This is a genomic window from Rahnella victoriana (genome assembly GCF_004330295.1).
Taxonomy (GTDB): domain Bacteria; phylum Pseudomonadota; class Gammaproteobacteria; order Enterobacterales; family Enterobacteriaceae; genus Rahnella; species Rahnella victoriana.
Genome location: NZ_SJOJ01000023.1, coordinates 15,383 through 33,305, shown reverse-complemented (window position 1 = coordinate 33,305; position 17,923 = coordinate 15,383). Strand labels below are relative to the sequence as shown.

17 protein-coding genes are annotated in these 17,923 nt (G+C 51.9%); 12 read left to right on the top strand and 5 right to left on the bottom strand.

What is annotated here, in order from left to right:
- Positions 1-2: 2 nt before the first annotated feature.
- Positions 3-1,502, bottom strand: coding sequence for a signal recognition particle-docking protein FtsY (ftsY, locus tag EYY67_RS18250; RefSeq protein ID WP_131694067.1), 1,500 nt, complete (start codon positions 1,500-1,502; stop codon positions 3-5).
- A 226-nt stretch (positions 1,503-1,728) separates the two neighbouring features.
- Between ftsY and rsmD the strand changes: the two genes are divergently transcribed.
- The 4 genes from rsmD to EYY67_RS18230 all read left to right on the top strand — a co-directional run bounded on the left by rsmD (position 1,729) and on the right by EYY67_RS18230 (position 5,925).
- The gene (gene rsmD, locus EYY67_RS18245) at positions 1,729-2,340 is read left to right on the top strand and encodes a 16S rRNA (guanine(966)-N(2))-methyltransferase (RefSeq protein ID WP_131694066.1); all 612 of its coding nucleotides are present in this window, start codon (positions 1,729-1,731) and stop codon (positions 2,338-2,340) included.
- Position 2,341: 1 nt separating this feature from the next.
- The gene (locus EYY67_RS18240; RefSeq protein WP_095924226.1) at positions 2,342-2,620 is read left to right on the top strand and encodes a DUF1145 family protein; all 279 of its coding nucleotides are present in this window, start codon (positions 2,342-2,344) and stop codon (positions 2,618-2,620) included.
- Between the two features lie 211 nt (positions 2,621-2,831).
- On the top strand, positions 2,832-3,458 hold the full coding sequence (locus tag EYY67_RS18235) for a lysoplasmalogenase (RefSeq protein WP_013577476.1): 627 nt from the start codon (positions 2,832-2,834) through the stop codon (positions 3,456-3,458).
- A gap of 112 nt (positions 3,459-3,570) precedes the next feature.
- Positions 3,571-5,925 (top strand): zinc/cadmium/mercury/lead-transporting ATPase, encoded by a 2,355-nt coding sequence (locus tag EYY67_RS18230; RefSeq protein ID WP_131694065.1) that lies wholly within the window; start codon positions 3,571-3,573, stop codon positions 5,923-5,925.
- An 18-nt stretch (positions 5,926-5,943) separates the two neighbouring features.
- Here EYY67_RS18230 and tusA read toward each other — a convergent pair whose 3' ends face one another.
- On the bottom strand, positions 5,944-6,204 hold the full coding sequence (gene tusA, locus EYY67_RS18225) for a sulfurtransferase TusA (protein ID WP_013577478.1): 261 nt from the start codon (positions 6,202-6,204) through the stop codon (positions 5,944-5,946).
- Between the two features lie 237 nt (positions 6,205-6,441).
- Here tusA and EYY67_RS18220 point away from each other — a divergent pair, with 237 nt between their 5' ends.
- The 5 genes from EYY67_RS18220 (at position 6,442) to glpT (ending at position 11,054) form a co-directional block, all read left to right on the top strand.
- Positions 6,442-7,113: a 7-cyano-7-deazaguanine/7-aminomethyl-7-deazaguanine transporter gene (locus tag EYY67_RS18220; RefSeq protein WP_095924224.1), complete on the top strand. Its 672-nt coding sequence runs from the start codon at positions 6,442-6,444 to the stop codon at positions 7,111-7,113.
- A 125-nt stretch (positions 7,114-7,238) separates the two neighbouring features.
- Positions 7,239-7,805 (top strand): DcrB family lipoprotein, encoded by a 567-nt coding sequence (locus EYY67_RS18215; RefSeq protein ID WP_095924223.1) that lies wholly within the window; start codon positions 7,239-7,241, stop codon positions 7,803-7,805.
- 223 nt (positions 7,806-8,028) lie between these two features.
- Entirely contained in the window at positions 8,029-8,721 is a 693-nt protein-coding gene (locus tag EYY67_RS18210) for a hypothetical protein (RefSeq protein WP_131694064.1), read from the top strand.
- A gap of 226 nt (positions 8,722-8,947) precedes the next feature.
- A complete protein-coding gene (locus EYY67_RS18200) occupies positions 8,948-9,427 on the top strand; it encodes an Hcp family type VI secretion system effector (RefSeq protein WP_131694062.1) in 480 nt (159 codons plus the stop codon).
- 274 nt (positions 9,428-9,701) lie between these two features.
- Complete coding sequence (glpT, locus tag EYY67_RS18195; RefSeq protein ID WP_095924222.1) at positions 9,702-11,054, top strand: glycerol-3-phosphate transporter; 1,353 nt, start codon at positions 9,702-9,704, stop codon at positions 11,052-11,054.
- Between the two features lie 48 nt (positions 11,055-11,102).
- Here glpT and EYY67_RS18190 read toward each other — a convergent pair whose 3' ends face one another.
- Genes EYY67_RS18190 through EYY67_RS18180 form a run of 3 tightly spaced genes read right to left on the bottom strand, consistent with a single transcriptional unit; the run spans position 11,103 to position 14,653 of the window.
- On the bottom strand, positions 11,103-12,179 hold the full coding sequence (locus EYY67_RS18190; RefSeq protein ID WP_119822762.1) for an ABC transporter ATP-binding protein: 1,077 nt from the start codon (positions 12,177-12,179) through the stop codon (positions 11,103-11,105).
- Between the two features lie 27 nt (positions 12,180-12,206).
- Entirely contained in the window at positions 12,207-13,571 is a 1,365-nt protein-coding gene (locus EYY67_RS18185) for a phosphohexomutase domain-containing protein (protein WP_131694061.1), read from the bottom strand.
- Positions 13,572-13,627: 56 nt separating this feature from the next.
- Positions 13,628-14,653 carry a LacI family DNA-binding transcriptional regulator gene (locus tag EYY67_RS18180; RefSeq protein WP_415838654.1) on the bottom strand — a complete coding sequence of 342 codons (1,026 nt, stop codon included), beginning with the start codon at positions 14,651-14,653 and terminating at the stop codon, positions 13,628-13,630.
- Positions 14,654-14,925: 272 nt separating this feature from the next.
- On the opposite strand from EYY67_RS18180, the gene EYY67_RS18175 reads away from it, so the two are divergent.
- From EYY67_RS18175 to EYY67_RS18165, 3 genes are read left to right on the top strand one after another with little or no spacing between them, the layout of a single operon-like run.
- Positions 14,926-16,185, top strand: coding sequence for an ABC transporter substrate-binding protein (locus tag EYY67_RS18175; protein ID WP_131694060.1), 1,260 nt, complete (start codon positions 14,926-14,928; stop codon positions 16,183-16,185).
- A gap of 4 nt (positions 16,186-16,189) precedes the next feature.
- Positions 16,190-17,059, top strand: coding sequence for a carbohydrate ABC transporter permease (locus tag EYY67_RS18170; protein ID WP_095924218.1), 870 nt, complete (start codon positions 16,190-16,192; stop codon positions 17,057-17,059).
- The gene (locus tag EYY67_RS18165; RefSeq protein WP_165497976.1) at positions 17,059-17,922 is read left to right on the top strand and encodes a carbohydrate ABC transporter permease; all 864 of its coding nucleotides are present in this window, start codon (positions 17,059-17,061) and stop codon (positions 17,920-17,922) included. The genes EYY67_RS18170 and EYY67_RS18165 overlap by 1 nt, the downstream gene beginning before the upstream one ends.
- The last annotated feature ends 1 nt before the right edge of the window (position 17,923 follow it).

The following is a 17,923-nucleotide window of genomic DNA, read 5'->3' as shown; positions in this document are numbered from 1 at the left end:
TATTAATCCTCTCGGGCAAAAAGTGCCTCAATAAAATCGTCTGCCTTAAACGGCCTTAAATCTTCGATACCTTCACCGACACCAATGTAGCGGATCGGAATGCTGAACTGATCGGCGATGGCAAAGATCACGCCGCCTTTCGCGGTGCCATCCAGTTTCGTCAGCGTTATCCCGGTCAGCCCGACGGCTTCGTTGAACAATTTCGCCTGACTGACTGCATTCTGGCCGGTGCTGGCGTCGAGCGTCAGCATCACTTCATGCGGTGCATCTTCGTCGAGCTTCTTCATCACGCGGACGATTTTCTTCAGCTCTTCCATCAGGTGCGCTTTGTTTTGCAAACGCCCGGCGGTATCGGCAATCAGCACGTCGATATTACGGGCTTTCGCCGCCTGAATGGCATCGAAGATAACGGACGCGGAGTCCGCACCGGTATGCTGTGCAATCACCGGGATCTTGTTGCGCTGACCCCAGACCTGCAACTGCTCAACGGCTGCGGCACGGAAGGTATCACCCGCCGCCAGCATCACCGATTTACCCTGTGCTTCAAACTGGCGTGCCATCTTACCGATGGTGGTGGTTTTACCGACGCCGTTCACGCCAACCATCAGAATGACATACGGGGTTTTCCCGCTGACATCCAGTGGCTCGTCAACTTTCGCCAGTATTTCGGACATTTCTTCCTTCAGCTTGCCGTACAGCGCATCGGCGTCTTTCAGTTGCTTACGCGACGCATGCTCGGTCAGTGAAGTGATGATTTTACGCGTGGTTTCGACACCCACGTCGGCGATCAGCAGCTGTTCTTCCAGCTCTTCGAACAGATCGTCGTCGATTTTCTTACCACGGAACAGCCCCACAAAGCCGGAGCCGAGATTCTGTTTGGTTTTGACCAGGCTGCGTTTCAGACGGGCAAAGAAGCCTTCTTTGGTCGGGCGTTCCTGCTCAGTTTCACCGGCGGGCAGCACAACGATCGGATCCAGCGCCACCGGCAGCGGTTCTTCTTCGGCGACCACATCGTCAACCGAATCAATGGCGTCCTGACGCTGGTCTTCGGCAATTTCTTCTGCCGATTCAACGAACTCGTCTTCCGCGATCTGTGCTTCAATCCTGTCTTCTTCAACAGTATCAGGCCGGGCAGCCACCTGTTCCGTGATGTGAACGATTTCTTCTGCCAGTTCAGCCGCCGCCTGCTCACGCACCGGCTCAGGTTTTTCTTCCGGCTCAGGCTCTGTCAGCGGTTCCGGTTCAATCTCCGGTTCCGGCTCGACGAGTGGCTCAGGCAGGATTTCGGGTTCAGGTTCGACATCCGGTGCAGGTTCAGCTTTTGGCTCTGCGTCAACTTCAGGTTCTGCAACAGGCTCGCGAACGAGCGGGACACCCGGTGCTTCCGTCAGTTGCTCTTCGACAACCGGCTGTTCTTCGCGTGTTTCTTCCTTCTGCTGCTCTTCTTCCTGACGGCCACGACCGAACCAGGAGAAGAAACCGCGTTTTTTGTCTTTTGCCATTTTACAACTTCACTCCTCGCCGTTAATGACTGGCGAACGGATTATTAATAGGGTTATGGTCAGGCAGTCTATCACTTTCCCCTTCAGGCAACACGCCCGCGTGTTGAATTCCGCTGGCTTTTCAATCGACAATGTTAAACATTTGCCCATTGCCCGCACACCGGTAGAATAGCCCTCCAAACGATATGCAACGAAGCCCGACGGCTTTGAATGACACAAGCGAACTATGGCAAAGAAACCCAACACTCCCGCCGCAGGCCAGATCCGAATTATTGGCGGACAATGGCGCGGACGCAAACTTCCGGTTCCACACAGCCCGGGGCTGCGCCCGACCACCGATCGCGTGCGCGAAACGCTGTTCAACTGGCTGGCACCGGTTTTACAAGGCGCGCATTGCCTGGACTGTTTTGCAGGCAGCGGCGCACTCGGTCTGGAAGCCTTGTCCCGTTATGCGGCCAGCGCCACACTGCTGGAGTTTGAACGCCCGGTTGCGCAACAGTTAGAGAAAAACCTGGCGCTGCTAAACGCCAGTGATGCGAAAGTATTTAACGTCAATACATTGAACTGGCTGGCAAAAGCCGGAAATGCCTTTGATGTGGTTTTCCTCGATCCGCCTTTCCGCAAAGGCATTCTGCAAGATACGCTGAACCTGCTGGAGCAAAACCAGTGGCTGGCTGACGAAGCCTGGATTTATGTCGAAACAGAAGCCGAACACGACACTCTGGATGTGCCCGCCAGCTGGCGTTTACACCGTGAAAAAGTCGCCGGACAAGTTGCTTATCGCCTCTACCATCGCGATGTGACGCCTGAAACCGGCTCACCAGAACAGGAGCAGTAAGATGTTGATCAATATTGGTCGGTTGTTGATGTTATGTATTTGGGCGTTTCTGGCGTTTAACCTGATCCACCCGTTCCCGAAACCGATCAAATACTTTTTAGACGTGGCGATTGTGTTCATGTTCTTTATGCACGGCCTGCAGGTGATGCTGCTGAAAGCCACGCAGGGCAAGGAAAAGGACACCATCGGCCCGTGGCTGCAAACCCGCATTTTCCTGTTCGGCGTGTTCGAACTGATGGCCTGGCAGAAAAAACAGCCGCCGTTGCCGACCAAAAAGTGATTCCCGCTTTTACGGCGCGTCCTGCGCCGTAAACTGTCCCGCTATTCTAAACCAACGTGAATCAGACCGGCCGTTACGGGGATTTCTGATTGTCGCCGGTATGCCCTCTCTCCTACACTGAAAACAAGTACAGGAAAACAGGATGTGTTTTCCTGAAGGCAGACCCTTGCATCGGTTTTATGTTCTGTTCTGAAATATAAAAGGATAAACAATGAGTTGGCCATTCCTCGCTGTATTTTTCTCCGGCTGGTTGTTCGTTGATGCCAGCTATCGCGGCCCGCGCTGGCAACGCTGGGTATTCAAGCCCGTCACGTTATTGCTGCTGCTTCTGCTGGCCTGGCAGGCACCGACACTGAATGTTTACAGCTATCTGATCCTGCTGGGTCTGGCGGCGACGCTGGTGGCGGACAGCCTGTTGTTGCTGCCTGAAGAACGCTTTATGTACGCCATTGGCGCGTTCTTCCTCTCGCATCTGCTGTATACGCTGAGTTTCGCCAGCCAGATGACCATTACGTTTTTCTGGCCGCTGCCGCTGACCTTGCTGATCATCGGCGCGATACTTCTTGCGGTGATCTGGACACGACTGGCCGAACTGAGATGGCCAGTGACCACTTACATCGCCATGACCCTGCTGATGGTCTGGCTGGCGGGTGAGCAATATTTTGCCCGCAGCACCGACATGGCGTTTTCGCTGTTCTGCGGCGCGGCGCTGTTACTGCTGGGCAATATTTTCTGGCTGCTCAGCCGCTACCGCTTCACCTTCCGCGCTGCCGACGCGCTGGTCGCCGCCTGTTATTTTGGCGGGCACTTCCTGATCGTCCGGTCTTTGTACCTGTAACCTCCCTCAGCGGAACCGTTCTGGTTCCGCTGATAAAATAAGGGTTGACCTTAGAGCTAACTCCAACGTTTACACTGGGGGTAATTCCACTCGGTGTTGAACCGGAGGCTTTATGATCCCAATGCAAAAAAACAACGGCTGTCGCTGCGGATGTCAGGGCAAACATGCGCCCGCATTACGTATCAACAAAATTGGCGCGATGGCCCGGCCCGGCACACATCCGGCGGGCTGCTGTAGCGAAAAGGCCACACTGGCGGTTTCCGCCTGCACCAGCACAGACAGTTGCTGCGCGCCAGAAACAGGTGAGCACTCACAAACCTCTGACGATGGCAGCGCAGAAGGCTCGCCGGGCGAAGACGCCCCCGGCGCACCGCTTTCCGGCAGCCAGCAATACAGCTGGAAAGTGGAAGGGATGGATTGCCCGGCCTGTGCGCGTAAAATCGAAAAGGCCGTGTCCGGCATTGACGGCATCAGCCGCGCCAGAGTGCTGTTCGCCACGGAAAAACTGGTGATTGATGCCGGTCTGGATATCACCCAACCCGTGCAGCATGCCGTGATGGCCGCAGGTTTCACCCTGCAATCCCTCGATAAAAAACAAAATATCCCGCAACCGGAAGCGTCACGCCTGAAAGAGGCGCTGCCGCTGATCGCCCTCTCGGCGCTGATGCTGCTGAGCTGGGTGCTCGATCACGTCAGTCCGCAGGCCGGTCAGATCGCGTTTATCGCCACCACGCTGGTCGGGCTGTGGCCGGTACTGCGTCAGGCGATCCGCCAGACCCGCGCCGGTTCGCCGTTCGCCATCGAAACGCTGATGAGCATCGCCGCGCTCGGTGCCCTGTTTATCGGTGCCACTGCCGAAGCCGCCATGGTGCTGCTGCTGTTTATGGTCGGCGAACGCCTGGAAGCTTTTGCTTCCAGCCGGGCGCGCAGCGGGGTGAAATCGCTGATGGCGCTGATCCCGGATACCGCCGTTCGCGTGGTAAATGGCCAGGCGGAAACCGTGCCGGTCAGCAGTTTACGCCCCGGCGACATCATTGAAATTGCGGCAGGCGCACGTCTGCCTGCCGACGCCATTTTACAAAGCGCGGCCAGTTTCGATGAAAGCGCACTGACCGGTGAATCGGTGCCGGTGGATCATCTGCCCGGCGAAAAAGTCCCGGCGGGCAGCCTGTGCGTTGACCGGCTGGCACGCCTTGAAGTGGCTTCCGCACCGGGCAACAGCGCCATTGACCGCATCCTGCAACTTATCGAAGAAGCCGATGAGCGTCGTGCGCCCATTGAGCGTTTCCTCGATACTTTCAGCCGTTATTACACGCCGGTCATTATGCTGATGTCGCTGCTGGTAATTATCGTTCCGCCGCTGGCGATGGGACTGTCGTGGGAAACCTGGATTTATCGCGGCCTCACGTTGCTGCTGATCGGTTGTCCGTGTGCGCTGGTGATCTCCACACCTGCGGCGATCACCTCCGGGCTGGCGGCCGCCACGCGTCAGGGCGCGTTAATCAAAGGCGGCGCGGCACTGGAACAACTGGCGCTGATTGAAACCGTCGCGCTGGACAAAACCGGCACGCTGACCGAAGGCAAACCGGAAGTCACCGACGTGTTACCGCTGAACGGTGCCAGTGAAGGCGAAGTGTTATGTCTGGCCTCGGCGGTGGAAGAAGGTTCGCATCACCCGCTGGCGCAGGCGATTTTAGCCCGCGCAAAAACCGGCAATCCGTTACCGCTCACCGCACAAGATCGGCGCGCGCTGGCCGGTTCCGGCGTGGAAGGCGTGGTGTCAGGCCGTAAAATTCAGGTGCTGGCACCGAAAAGTGTGGCCGGAAACAGCCTGACGGCAGAAACCCTTGCGCAAATTACAGCGTGGGAATCCAGCGGAAAAACCGTGGTGGTGGTATTGCAGGAAGACAGCGCAATCGGGCTGATTGCCATGCAGGATCGTCTGCGCGATGACGCCCATGAAGCCTTGCAGAAACTCAAGGCGCTCGGCGTATCCGCGGTCATGCTGACTGGCGACAATCCGCGTGCGGCAAAAACCATCGCTGACCGGCTGGGCATTGATTTCCGCGCGGGTTTACTGCCTGCGGATAAAGTCTCGGCGGTCACCGCGCTCAATGCGCAGAAACCGGTGGCAATGGTCGGGGACGGCATTAATGATGCCCCGGCGATGAAAGCCGCGACGATCGGTATTGCGATGGGAAGCGGGACGGATGTCGCGCTGGAAACCGCAGATGCGGCGCTGACCCACAACCGTCTGAGCGGGCTGGCGCAGATGATCAGCCTGTCACGCGCCACGCGGGCGAATATCCGTCAGAACATCACGATTGCGCTGGGGCTGAAAGCGATTTTTCTGGTCACCACGCTGATGGGGCTGACCGGATTGTGGCTGGCGGTGCTGGCGGATTCCGGTGCAACAGCACTGGTGACCGCCAATGCGCTGAGGCTGTTGCGCAATAAGTCGAAATAACCCGTCAGGGCTGAGCCATCAGCCCTGTTTTTCTGCCAACCCTTTGCACAGCAAATAGCGGTACGGCACGCTTTCGGTATCCGACGCCAGCAGCGTATGTTCCATAAAACGGCAGAAACCGGGGATATCGCGGGTGGTGGCCGGATCATCAGCGATGATCAGCAACGTTTCGCCGTCTTGCATGGTGCGTACCGCTTTACGAACCATCATCACTGGCTCGGGGCAACGCAGACCCAACGCATCAAGCTGATGGTCAGGATTGATAAAGGGGTCGGTCATTTCGTGTCTCAACATCTACATACGTGAATGGGCGGTTGTTTGGCAAAGGCGGATAGTTTAACCCGCTGGTTTTCTGGCGCAACAAACACGGCTCATTGCGCTAAAATTAACCATGGGATCTGTTGCGCAAACGGTGCGCAAACAGGTACTATGCGCGCCGCACGCCATTACGGGTGTGAAAGTAAAAATTTTCTTGGGTTCCCTCACCCCAATTTTTCACAAAAAAAGGTCACATCTATGTATTCCTTTACTGCTCAGCAGCGGTTTTCCGCGCTGATATGGCTTTCGCTATTCCACATCGCCATCATCACCTCCAGTAACTATCTGGTTCAGTTGCCCGTTTCCATTTTTGGTTTCCATACCACCTGGGGCGCGTTCACTTTCCCGTTTATCTTTCTGGCTACCGATCTGACCGTGCGTATCTTTGGCGCACCGCTGGCGCGACGGATTATTCTGTCCGTGATGGTGCCGGCTCTGGCCATTTCCTACATCATCTCGGCGCTGTTCTTTGAAGCGCAGTGGCAGGGCGTGGATGCGCTCAACAGCCTGAATATCATGGTCGCCCGCATCGCCACCGCCAGCTTTATGGCCTATGTGCTGGGGCAAATCCTCGACGTTCATGTGTTTAACCGCCTGCGCCAGAACCGCCGCTGGTGGATCGCACCGGTCGCCTCGATGTTCCTCGGCAATATCAGCGATACCCTGTCCTTCTTCTTTATCGCCTTCTACAAAAGTACCGATGCCTTTATGGCGCAGCATTGGGTGGAAATCGCGATGGTGGATTACACCTTCAAGGTCCTGATCTGTCTGGTGTTCTTCCTGCCGATGTACGGCATGCTGCTGAATATGCTGCTCAAACGTTTGTCCGCTCACGGCAACAACCCGCATTCTGCCGTCAGCGCGCACTAAAGCGGGCCGCCGGAAAGACACAAATCGCGCCATAATCTGACTTGCATTTGTGGTCTGAATAGGTTGCCATAAAGACTGTTAAGTCAACATGTAAGCCTGGTGAACAGGCCACTTAAGGAAGCCCGATGCGTAATATCGCGAAAATGATGGGAATGGCAGTACTGATCGCCGGTCTGGCTGCGTGTGACGGTAAAACCACCGACGCACCTGCAGCGGATAAAGGCGCGCCAGCGGCCGCAGCAACGGCAGCCACCACGCCGGTCAGCCTGCTGGAAGGCAAAGTCACCTTCTCCCTGCCGCAGGGAATGAGCGACCAGAGCGGTAAGCTGGGCACGCAGGCCAACAATATGCACGTTTACGCTGACAGCACCGGTCAGAAAGCCGTGATTGTGATCCTGGGTGATAACACCACGGAATCGCTCGAGGTTCTGGCGGGTCGTTTACAGGATCAGCAAAAAGCCCGTGATACCAATCTCCAAGTAGTGACCAATAAATCCATTCAGGTGAATGGTCAGGATCTGCAACAGCTGGATACGGTGATCACCTCTGCCGGTCAGAAAGCCTATTCTTCTATCGTGCTGGGTAAAGTCGACAGCCACTTACTGACTTTGCAAATCACCCTGCCAGCCGATAATCAGCAACAGGCGCAAACTGACGCTGAAACCATTATCAGTACGCTGAAAATTCAATAAATTCAGTGCGTACGAAAACAGCAGGCGGAGCTTTGGCTCCGCCTTTTTTGTATTATGCCATTACTCAACCTCACCAACCTGCCTCATTTATAAGGTGAAAATATATCGTTATATTATTTACAATGAAGTACAGTGGTATATAACAGAGAGTAACTGATAGTATTATCATATATTTTAACCAGCACATATCATAAAATGGAATAATTAACTTAAGGAATAAGTTATGTACCATAGTGATTTCATTATTAATAAGTTGGCAAATGACGAAATACTTGCAAAAAAATTGGATACAGCTGTTATCGGAGTTAAAGAGCAGATTCTCGATCAATCTCACAGAATTCAGGATGGCGCAACAAGGCTAGTGTATTACACTTCTTGTTTTACGGAGAATTATCAAGATGTTTGCGCAAAGCTGAAACGAGAAGATGTTCGATTCCTTGAGTCTTTACAGCAGTTAATTAAAGACAGAAGAATCATATCTGACATGATACAGATTTATATCGAATCACTTATTAAAAATAGAAACCAAAGTCAACTACACAATATCCAACGAACCTTAATGAAAGCAAGCGTAAATATATCAACGAGTTCTCTGACGACACAATCATTTGCATTGGGCATAACAACATCCATTTGCCTTGGATTCAATATTCATACCAGCTTCAGCCAGAAAATTGGGAAGGTGTCCGCACTTGCCGCTGCCGGAATAGGCTTTTACGGATACGTACAGGAAGCCGCAGAAAGTGCGGAACGTTTGCAGGTTCTGAGTCCTGCATATTACTATGCGTTATATATGCGAAAATTAGAAATGATGTATTTTTTAGTTGAGCCTCTTTTTATGAAAGCTCACGCCTTTAGCACGAATCTTACATCAGATGATGAAGTCGCCAAAACAATAATTGATATGGTAAGGTGAACATCATGATTAATTTTTTAAAGCGATGGTTTAGACATCAACTGTCTTATTTTTTTTGGACTTACATTCCATTAATTATAACTGTGATCTTCGGTGTGTTTATGGTGAGTTTTTTTCCTGACATTGCGATACAGTCAATTGGCGCGTTTTTCCTGCTAATGCTAGTTTTCGTTTTTTTATTCTCGCGGTAAATTTTACACGCTCGGATTATATAAGGATATAAAATATGTCAAACCCAGCTCACATTTGGTTAACTGATGAAAATGGCTCGCCTATTGTTGGGGGATGTCTGATACCCGCCAGGCTCGGTTCCATTGAGTTAAAATCATTATCACACAATGTTAATATTCCTGTTGATCAGCACATGGGAAAATTAACAGGAACAAGAATTCATTCACCGATTATTATGCAAAAAGAGTTTGACCAAACCACACCTATTCTTTTCCGGGCATTATGTGAAGGCCGCACATTGCAATCCGCAATCATAAAAATGTATCACATATTGGATGCGGGGATTGAAAGTGAATACTTCCATATTATTTTAGAAAACGTCAAAATCACCTCTATTTCCCCCTATTTGCTCCCAAATGGTATGACAAGTACACATATAGAAAATATCGAATTACGTTATCAAGCCATAACATGGAAAAATGTAGAAGGGAATATAATATACAAGGATACGTGGAATGAGCGCATGACAGCTTAATGCCGAAAAGAATGTCTGACGATTTAGAATGAGTCTTTTGATATGTCACGAACCTGCCAGGCGGAGCTTTGGCTCCGCCTTTTTTGTTTCTTATTGTCACCCTCGCTCACAAAATCGCCTCCCTCTGTAATAAAAATGTAACATTTCCGTCATAAATCACAGTTCGTTTGTGCGCGAATGGCTAAAGTGATGTTCGTTTTAGAACACACTGGATCCACCATTTCGTCCGTGGCTCATGATGAGTCCGACCTGATTTATGCCATCGGAGGCATTTATGCTCAGTATCTTTAAACCCGCGCCTCACAAAGCTCCTGTTGATGAGGCTCACGTCGATCCGCTTTACCGCCGTCTCCGCTGGCAAATCTTCATGGGGATTTTCTTCGGTTATGCGGCCTATTATCTGGTACGCAAAAACTTCGCACTGGCTATGCCTTATCTGATTGATCAGGGTTTCTCGCGAGGCGATCTGGGTTTTGCGCTCTCCGGGATTTCCATTGCTTACGGCATCTCAAAATTCATCATGGGTTCGGTGTCTGACCGTTCGAATCCGCGCGTCTTTCTGCCCGCCGGTTTGATTCTGGCGGCCGCGGTGATGCTGTTTATGGGCTTCGTTCCATGGGCGACCTCCAGCATCGCCATCATGTTTGTGCTGCTGTTCCTGTGCGGATGGTTCCAGGGAATGGGCTGGCCGCCGTGCGGACGTACCATGGTGCACTGGTGGTCGCAGAAAGAACGCGGCGGCGTGGTGTCGGTGTGGAACTGCGCGCATAACGTCGGCGGCGGTATTCCTCCGCTGCTGTTCCTGCTCGGCATGGCATGGTTTAACGACTGGCACGCGGCGCTGTATATGCCCGCTTTCGGCGCGATTTTGCTGGCGGTGTTTGCCTTCATGACAATGCGCGATACGCCGCAGTCCTGCGGTCTGCCGCCGATTGAAGAATACAAAAACGATTACCCGCCGGACTATGTCAAAGAGTCTGCCGAGCAGGAACTGACAGCAAAACAGATTTTCATGCAGTACATTTTGCCGAACAAATTGCTGTGGTATATCGCGCTGGCTAACGTCTTTGTTTATCTGCTGCGCTACGGGATTCTCGACTGGTCACCGACTTACCTGAAAGAAGTGAAACATTTTGCGCTGGATAAATCCTCGTGGGCGTATTTCCTTTATGAATACGCAGGCATTCCCGGCACGCTGCTGTGCGGCTGGATGTCGGACAAAGTCTTCAAAGGCAATCGCGGCGCAACCGGCGTGTTCTTTATGGTGCTGGTGACCATCGCGACGGTGGTGTACTGGCTCAATCCGGTCGGCAATCCGGGCATTGATATGGCCTGTATGATCACCATCGGCTTCCTGATTTACGGGCCGGTGATGCTGATTGGTTTACATGCGCTGGAACTGGCACCGAAAAAAGCGGCGGGTACCGCCGCAGGCTTTACCGGGCTGTTTGGTTATCTGGGTGGGTCGGTGGCTGCGAGCGCCATCGTCGGGTATACGGTGGATTACTTTGGCTGGGACGGCGGATTTATCGTGATGATCGCCGGTTGTGTGCTGGCCGTTCTGCTGCTGTTACTGACCATGCTGAGTGAGAACAAACATAAAGCGCAGCTGGCGAAAAATGCTTAATTAACGTTGATGTTCGTCGAAAAGGCACCGAAAGGTGCCTTTTTCTATTTAACGCGACACTGCGGGGATCCGCCGCTGTTCCTCATCGAACAGCAACATACCGGACGTATTAAACCCGGCTGTTAGCGTCTCGGATTGGGCAAAAGAAAGCTGTCTGGAGGATTTGATTTTTACGCCATGCTCACCGAATCGCGCATACACCAGTGTTGAGTCGCCCTGCAATTCAGTGAAATCCACCGTCACGTCAAAATGATGATCCGTGGCTTCGTTCAGGCGCAACAACTCAGGTCGGATCGCCAGCGAAACGGACTGGCCCTCCCGCGCCGCCGGAAATTTATCCCCCAGCGGAAATCGTGCTTTTCCGTCAATCACCAGATGGCGGTCCATTACCTGCGCCGGGATCACATTGATTTTCGGCGTGCCAATAAAACCGGCGACAAACAGACTGGCCGGACTGTTGTAGAGTTCCACCGGCGTACCAATCTGCTCGATGTGCCCTTTGTTCAGCACCACAATCCGGTCGGCCAGCGTCATGGCTTCGACCTGATCGTGCGTCACGTAAATCATGGTGTTTTTCAGACGGGTATGCAGCTGACTGATTTCCTGCCGCATCTGCACACGCAACGCGGCATCAAGATTCGACAAAGGCTCATCGAATAAAAACACCTCCGGCTGCTGCACTATCGAACGGCCAATGGCGACCCGCTGACGCTGCCCGCCGGACAGATTTTGTGGCAGCCGGTCAAGCATCTCATCAAGGCGCAGGATCTGCGCCGCCTGCTGAATGCGTCGTTCAATTTCATCCGGCGGTGTGCGGATATTCTTCAGGCCAAAGGAAAGATTCTGACGCACAGTCATGTGGGGATACAGCGCGTAAGACTGGAAAACCATCGACAGCCCGCGCTGACCGGCGGGCAAATCCGTGACATCTTTTTCGCCAATGCTGATGCTGCCGGACGTCAGTTCATCCAGCCCGGCAATCAGACGTAATAACGTGGATTTCCCGCACCCCGACGGCCCGACAAGAACCAGAAACTCCCCGGCATGAATATCGAGGGATAAATCAGGGATAACCGGCGCTTTATCATAATATTTCTGGATATTTTTCAGCGATAAGCCTGACATAACGTTGTCCTGTATGGAGTGAAGGGATTACGCATGGATAAGCGCGAGAAGCGCCCGGGTACTTTCAGCCAGCAATGAAGGAGACTGCCGCGTTTCCACGTTAAGACGCAGCAAGGGTTCGGTGTTGGAAGGGCGTAAATTAAAACGCCAGCACGCAAACTCCATACTGAGTCCGTCCGTTTCACTGATGTTCAGCGCCTGATTTTCGTAATGTTGACGAACCCTTGCGATCACCGTTTCTGGCAGCACAGCCGCAATGTTCAGCTCTCCCGATACCGGGAAAAGGGTTTTTCGCTGAGCGATCAGTTCTGACATTTTCTGAGAACCGCCGCTGAGTTGCTGTAACACCAGCAGGGCCGGGATCATTCCGCTGTCGCAGTAGCCGAAATCACGGAAGTAGTGATGCGCGCTCATCTCGCCGCCGTACAGGGCATTTTCGCTACGCATTCTTTCTTTGATGAAGGCATGACCGGTTTTGGTTTCGATAGCAACGCCGTGATGGGCATGGATCACATCGCGGGTATTCCAGACCAGTCGCGGATCATGAAGGATTTTCTCACCTGGCTCGCGCTGCAAAAACCATTTCGCCAGTAATCCGACAATGTAATAGGCTTCCACGTAGTCGCCCTGCTCGTCAAAGATGAAGCAGCGGTCAAAATCGCCGTCCCAGGCAATACCCAGATCCGCCTGATGCGCCCGTACCGCATCGCGTGTCGCCATGCGGTTCTCCGGCAACATCGGGTTGGGAATACCGTGGGGGAACGTGCCGTCCGGCTCATGGTGAATTTTTATCAGTGTCAGCGGAATGCGGCGTTGCTGAAATGCCTCTTCCAGCGCATCCAGTGTCGGCCCCGCCGCACCATTTCCCGCATTGACCACCACGCGCAGAAGTCGTCCGTTTTGCAGCGTAAAATAGCTGAGCAGATGCGCAAGGTACGCCCGGCGGTTCGACACTTGCTGATAATGGCCGCGTTGCGCCGCCACCGCAAAGACCGGGTTTTCAGCCAGTTGCTGAATATCCTTTAATCCGCTGTCGCGGCTTACCGGCCTCGCCTCTCTGCCGACGATTTTCATGCCGTTGTAATTATCCGGGTTATGACTGGCGGTGATCTGGATCCCACCATCGGCCTGGAAATCACGGGTCGCGAAATAGACCTCTTCACTGCCGGTCATACCGATATCGATGACGTCCGTTCCCTGATCCATTAATCCCCGTGCGACGGCCTGCTTGAGTGCAGCAGACGTCAGGCGGATATCACTCCCCAGCACCACCCGCTGCGGACGGTAAAATTGGGCAAATGCGGCACCAATACGGCAGGCAATATCTTCATTGAGTTCAGAACCCAGCACACCACGAATATCATAAGCTTTAAAACAGGTTAATAAGGCCATATTTCATCCTGAAAATTGACATCAGTAATTCAGACTTCATGGCAATACCGGAAATATCAGGTCGAGCCACGTATAATCAGCGTAAATCCGAGATCGTAATCAATATTCGACTTTCCGCTTAATAACAGACTGGCGGCCATTTCGCCTTTTTTAACCGGATCCTGTGAAATGGTCGTCAGGGCAATTTCATTATCGGTGCGCGGTATATTATCGAAACCGGTAATAGCGATATCCTGTGGGACAGATAATCCCGCTTTGCGGCAATAATTCGCCGCACCCTGTGCAAATCGGTCGGACAGACAAATCAACGCGGTGATGGCCGGATTGCGTGCCAGTAATTCTCTGGCGGCCATTTCACCACATTCTTCATGGTGACGTGTCTCACAAAGAAAACAGGAATTCAGTGCAATATTTGCGGCAAGAAAAGTCTCCACGCAGGCATTTACCCGGGTGAGCATGACGTCATTATCCCCGGCAACAGGATCGGTCAGCGGCTTTATTCCCTTACTGCCCTGCAACGACGGAAATGAAATAATCCCGAATTCGCGGTGGCCTTTTTCCAGCAAGTGCTGGCAGATTTCATGCATCGCCTTGCGGTTATCAATCGACACGCTGCTGTGCGGCGGAATACGGAAATCCGTCGTCACGACCGGCACCTTTTTAGCCAGCGCTTTGGCGATGATCTGATCGTTATTGTGCGTCGCATTGAGTATGTAGCCATCAACGGCCGTATTGATGGCGCTCACGCGCGGGCCTTGTTGGTTATGTAACGGGATCAGGATGAGGCTTACGCCTTCTTTGTCACATTCCGCAGCAATGCCCTGCATCAGTTGTACGTCATGCCTGTCGGTAAACGCATAACTGAGGGTGTCGTTAAAGATAATACCTATCGCATTCGATTTACCGGTGCGTAATGCCCGCCCCACATTATCCGGACCATAAAAATTCACCGAGTGAGCGTAATCGATAATTCGTTTTTTTAATGATTCTGACAACTTCCCCGGATTATTAAAGGCATTAGATACCGTCGTGTGCGTCACGCCTAATTCTCTGGCAATCGACTTCAGTGTTATCTTACTCAGTGTGAATACTCCCTGATGTTTAAATAATACAATCAAAACACAAGCACAGTATTAGACCGCCCACAGTTAGTCATAAGAAATTGTGTTTTGCAATGAATATAAAAATAAAGTTTAACGTTAAACAAAATCATTTGTGTGACGGCAATAACATTTATTCACCAAATGTCCATGCTAGCGTTTAAATAGAAACTAACTCATATAATAAAAATATGAATAATCCATAAATATAATTACGGATTATAAATCCAAACCTAACGGAAATAGGAATTCGGATGAAAACACTCAAACTGGCTGCTATTGCGGGGCTTACGCTATTAATTTCAGGCTGCGGACCGGACGAGAAAGATCAGACGGCGATAAAGATGTGGGTGGCGCCTAATATTACCCAGGAAAGATACTGGGGTGAAATCGTCAAAGAATGGAACAGCCATCCGGAAAACAGAAAAGTGGAATTCACCGCAATTCCGGCGGCGGGAAGTTCTGAAGAAGCCATTATGAATGCGCTGGCCTCAGGGACCGAACCCGACATCTCCACCAATATTTTTATTGGTTTCGCTAAACAGTTATCCGAACTTAAACAGCTTAATGATTATTCTAAAATGCCCGGTTTTCAGGAGCTGGTAGAAACCCGCCATATGGGCAAAGCCGTTTCCAGCTGGCAGTTCGGGGGCCAGCAAACCGTCATCCCGATTTATATCAGCCCGATCGTCTACTGGTGGCGCGGTGATTTGCTGGCCGCTCAGGGATTTGATCATGTGCCGACCTCCTACGACGAGATTTACACCCTTTCCGGGCGTATGGCGTCAAGTAAGCAAGGCTATGGCCTGCAACTCACCAGCGGTAAAAACTGGTGGGATCGCTGGTTTGATTTTATTCCGCTGTATTACGCCGCCTCCGGGGGCAGCCCGTATCTTACGGATAATAAATCCACGTTCGATAACGAAGCGGGTGTGGAAGCCCTGAATTTTATGGGGAAAATGTTCGCCAACAAATGGACGAGCTACGACTTTACCGCTGCGGATGATCCGCTGGCGGCAGGTACCGTGCTGGGTGCGGTACGCGGTCCGTGGGATATCGAGCGTTATCAGAAGCAATTCCCTGAGGTGTTAAAAACCATCCGTATCGGCCCGATGCCGACGCAGTCAGGAGAACCCGGAGCGACGATGGCAGACAGCAAAGGGATCGTGATGTTCAGTACCTCGAAAGTGCAGGACGATGCCTGGAAATTCATTCAATGGGTATACAGCAATCCGAAGAACGACTTGCGCTGGCTGGAACTGACGGGGATGCCTCCGGCCAGGGAAGATCTGCAAAGTAACCCGGTATTCAGCGGTTACCTGCAACAGCATCCGCTGGTGAATGACATCGCATCTTATCTGCCGAAAGCCGTACCCCCTGCCGCCGTCACCAAAACGGTGGAAGTCCAGCGGGCAATGACGCAAATGATTGAAAAACTGGTGTTTGATAACAAACCAGTGCCGGACGCCCTGCATGCGTCGTCGCAAGAGATTGACCGCGTGCTGGAGCAGTAAACCGATGATAAAACTGAAAGATTCCACCACCGGAGGCCTTCTGGCCTCCACTTATCTGGGATATTCCCTGATATTCTGGCTCTATCCTTTTATCTGGCTATTTATATTAAGCTTTACAGACTGGAAATTTATTGGTGTTCCTTCCTTCAATGGTGTGAAAAATATTCTGGCGGTGATGCAGAATCCTTTATTCTGGACGTCGATTTATAACGTATTTAAATTTTTGCTTTATTATCTGCCGATCGTGCTGATTTCTTCATTATTGTTCGCCTTTGGATTACAACGGATAAAATACGGCAAGGCGTTTGTCGCACTGAGTTTTTTACTGGCCAATGTGTCATCGGGCGTGGCGTATTCCATCGTTTTTTCGAAGTTATTCAGTGAGACCGGCCCGGTGAATACGTTTCTGATGCAATGGTTCGGGATCTCGGTTCCCTGGTTTACGCATCCTGATGTGGCGATGTTATCTGTTGCGCTGATTATCACCTGGAAATTTGTCGGTTATTACGGGCTTATTTTTTATTCCGGTTTGATCACCATCCCGAAAGATATTTACGACGCAGCAGAACTCGACCGGACCTCGCGCGCGGGGAAAATCTGGCACGTCACCTTACCGATGATGAATGCGCAAATCGTCATGGTGCTGGTGCTGGCCCTTACCGTCGCCTTTGCCATTTTCACCGAGCCGTATCTGATCACCGGCGGCGGGCCGCTGGAGAGCACCACCACGCCGATGGTGGTGATGTATGAAGCCGCGTTCAGGCAGATGCAGCCGAGCTGGGCGGCCACGATGTCTATCATCGTCGCCCTGTTCAGTTTCTCACTGATCTGGATTGTCCGCCGGTGTCTTGAAAAGAAAATCGAGGTTGTATGATGAAGCCATCCACGTCACTTTCTGCGCCGGGAACACGCAAAAAATTCGGGTTTTCCTCCCTCGTGATCCATCTGCTGATGTTCACGCTGGCACTGACCTGGTTATATCCCTATATCTGGATGTTCATGGGGTCACTGAAAAAGACATCGGAAATATATACCACCGGCCTTTTCTCCGGCCATCTGTCTTTCGATAACTATGTCTTTTTATTTGACGGTTCAGGAAAAGCGGAAAAACCTTTTCTGCGCACATTATTCAATTCAATATTTATTACCCTGACGATCACGGTCTGCGTCACCCTCACGTCGTCTTTCATTGGCTATGCACTGGCGAAAATGGAATTCAAAGGGCGGGATATTTTTAAAAACCTGCTGATCCTGCAAATGGTATTTCCGGCCTTCATGTTTATTATTCCGCATTTCGTGCTGATCCGTGAACTCGGCCTGATGAATTCCTACGGGGCATTAATTTTGCCCTTTGTGATGAACGGCTGGGGGATATTTATGATCTCCCAAAGTTTCAAAGGTACGCCGAACGATTATATTCATGCCGCCCGGCTCGACCACGCCGGTCTGGTGAAAATTCTGCTTCACGTCATGCTGCCGCTGAATAAATCCATTCTCGCCATCGTCGCCTTGTTTACCTTCACCAGCGCCTGGGACAATTTCCTGTGGCCCCTGATCGTCATTCAGGACGCCAGCAAAATGCCGCTTTCCGTGCTGCTGGCGACGTTCAGTAAATCCTACAGCATTTATGTCGGCCCGGTGCTGGCAGGCTCCGTCGTACAGACCCTGCCGATCCTGATACTTTTCATTCTGTTCAGAAAACATTTTCTGCAAGGGATGTCACTTTCACTCAAATAGC

What these genes read in the sequence shown, in the direction of transcription:
- EYY67_RS18175 (WP_131694060.1), top strand. Translation starts at nt 14,926, where the DNA reads ATGAAAACACTCAAACTGGCTGCTATTGCGGGGCTTACGCTATTAATT.
- EYY67_RS18210 (WP_131694064.1), top strand. Translation starts at nt 8,029, where the DNA reads ATGTACCATAGTGATTTCATTATTAATAAGTTGGCAAATGACGAAATA.
- EYY67_RS18235 (WP_013577476.1), top strand. Translation starts at nt 2,832, where the DNA reads ATGAGTTGGCCATTCCTCGCTGTATTTTTCTCCGGCTGGTTGTTCGTT.
- tusA (WP_013577478.1), bottom strand. Translation starts at nt 6,204, where the DNA reads ATGACCGACCCCTTTATCAATCCTGACCATCAGCTTGATGCGTTGGGT.
- EYY67_RS18220 (WP_095924224.1), top strand. Translation starts at nt 6,442, where the DNA reads ATGTATTCCTTTACTGCTCAGCAGCGGTTTTCCGCGCTGATATGGCTT.
- rsmD (WP_131694066.1), top strand. Translation starts at nt 1,729, where the DNA reads ATGGCAAAGAAACCCAACACTCCCGCCGCAGGCCAGATCCGAATTATT.
- EYY67_RS18215 (WP_095924223.1), top strand. Translation starts at nt 7,239, where the DNA reads ATGCGTAATATCGCGAAAATGATGGGAATGGCAGTACTGATCGCCGGT.
- EYY67_RS18185 (WP_131694061.1), bottom strand. Translation starts at nt 13,571, where the DNA reads ATGGCCTTATTAACCTGTTTTAAAGCTTATGATATTCGTGGTGTGCTG.
- EYY67_RS18230 (WP_131694065.1), top strand. Translation starts at nt 3,571, where the DNA reads ATGATCCCAATGCAAAAAAACAACGGCTGTCGCTGCGGATGTCAGGGC.
- EYY67_RS18200 (WP_131694062.1), top strand. Translation starts at nt 8,948, where the DNA reads ATGTCAAACCCAGCTCACATTTGGTTAACTGATGAAAATGGCTCGCCT.
- glpT (WP_095924222.1), top strand. Translation starts at nt 9,702, where the DNA reads ATGCTCAGTATCTTTAAACCCGCGCCTCACAAAGCTCCTGTTGATGAG.
- EYY67_RS18240 (WP_095924226.1), top strand. Translation starts at nt 2,342, where the DNA reads ATGTTGATCAATATTGGTCGGTTGTTGATGTTATGTATTTGGGCGTTT.
- EYY67_RS18165 (WP_165497976.1), top strand. Translation starts at nt 17,059, where the DNA reads ATGAAGCCATCCACGTCACTTTCTGCGCCGGGAACACGCAAAAAATTC.
- EYY67_RS18190 (WP_119822762.1), bottom strand. Translation starts at nt 12,179, where the DNA reads ATGTCAGGCTTATCGCTGAAAAATATCCAGAAATATTATGATAAAGCG.
- ftsY (WP_131694067.1), bottom strand. Translation starts at nt 1,502, where the DNA reads ATGGCAAAAGACAAAAAACGCGGTTTCTTCTCCTGGTTCGGTCGTGGC.
- EYY67_RS18170 (WP_095924218.1), top strand. Translation starts at nt 16,190, where the DNA reads ATGATAAAACTGAAAGATTCCACCACCGGAGGCCTTCTGGCCTCCACT.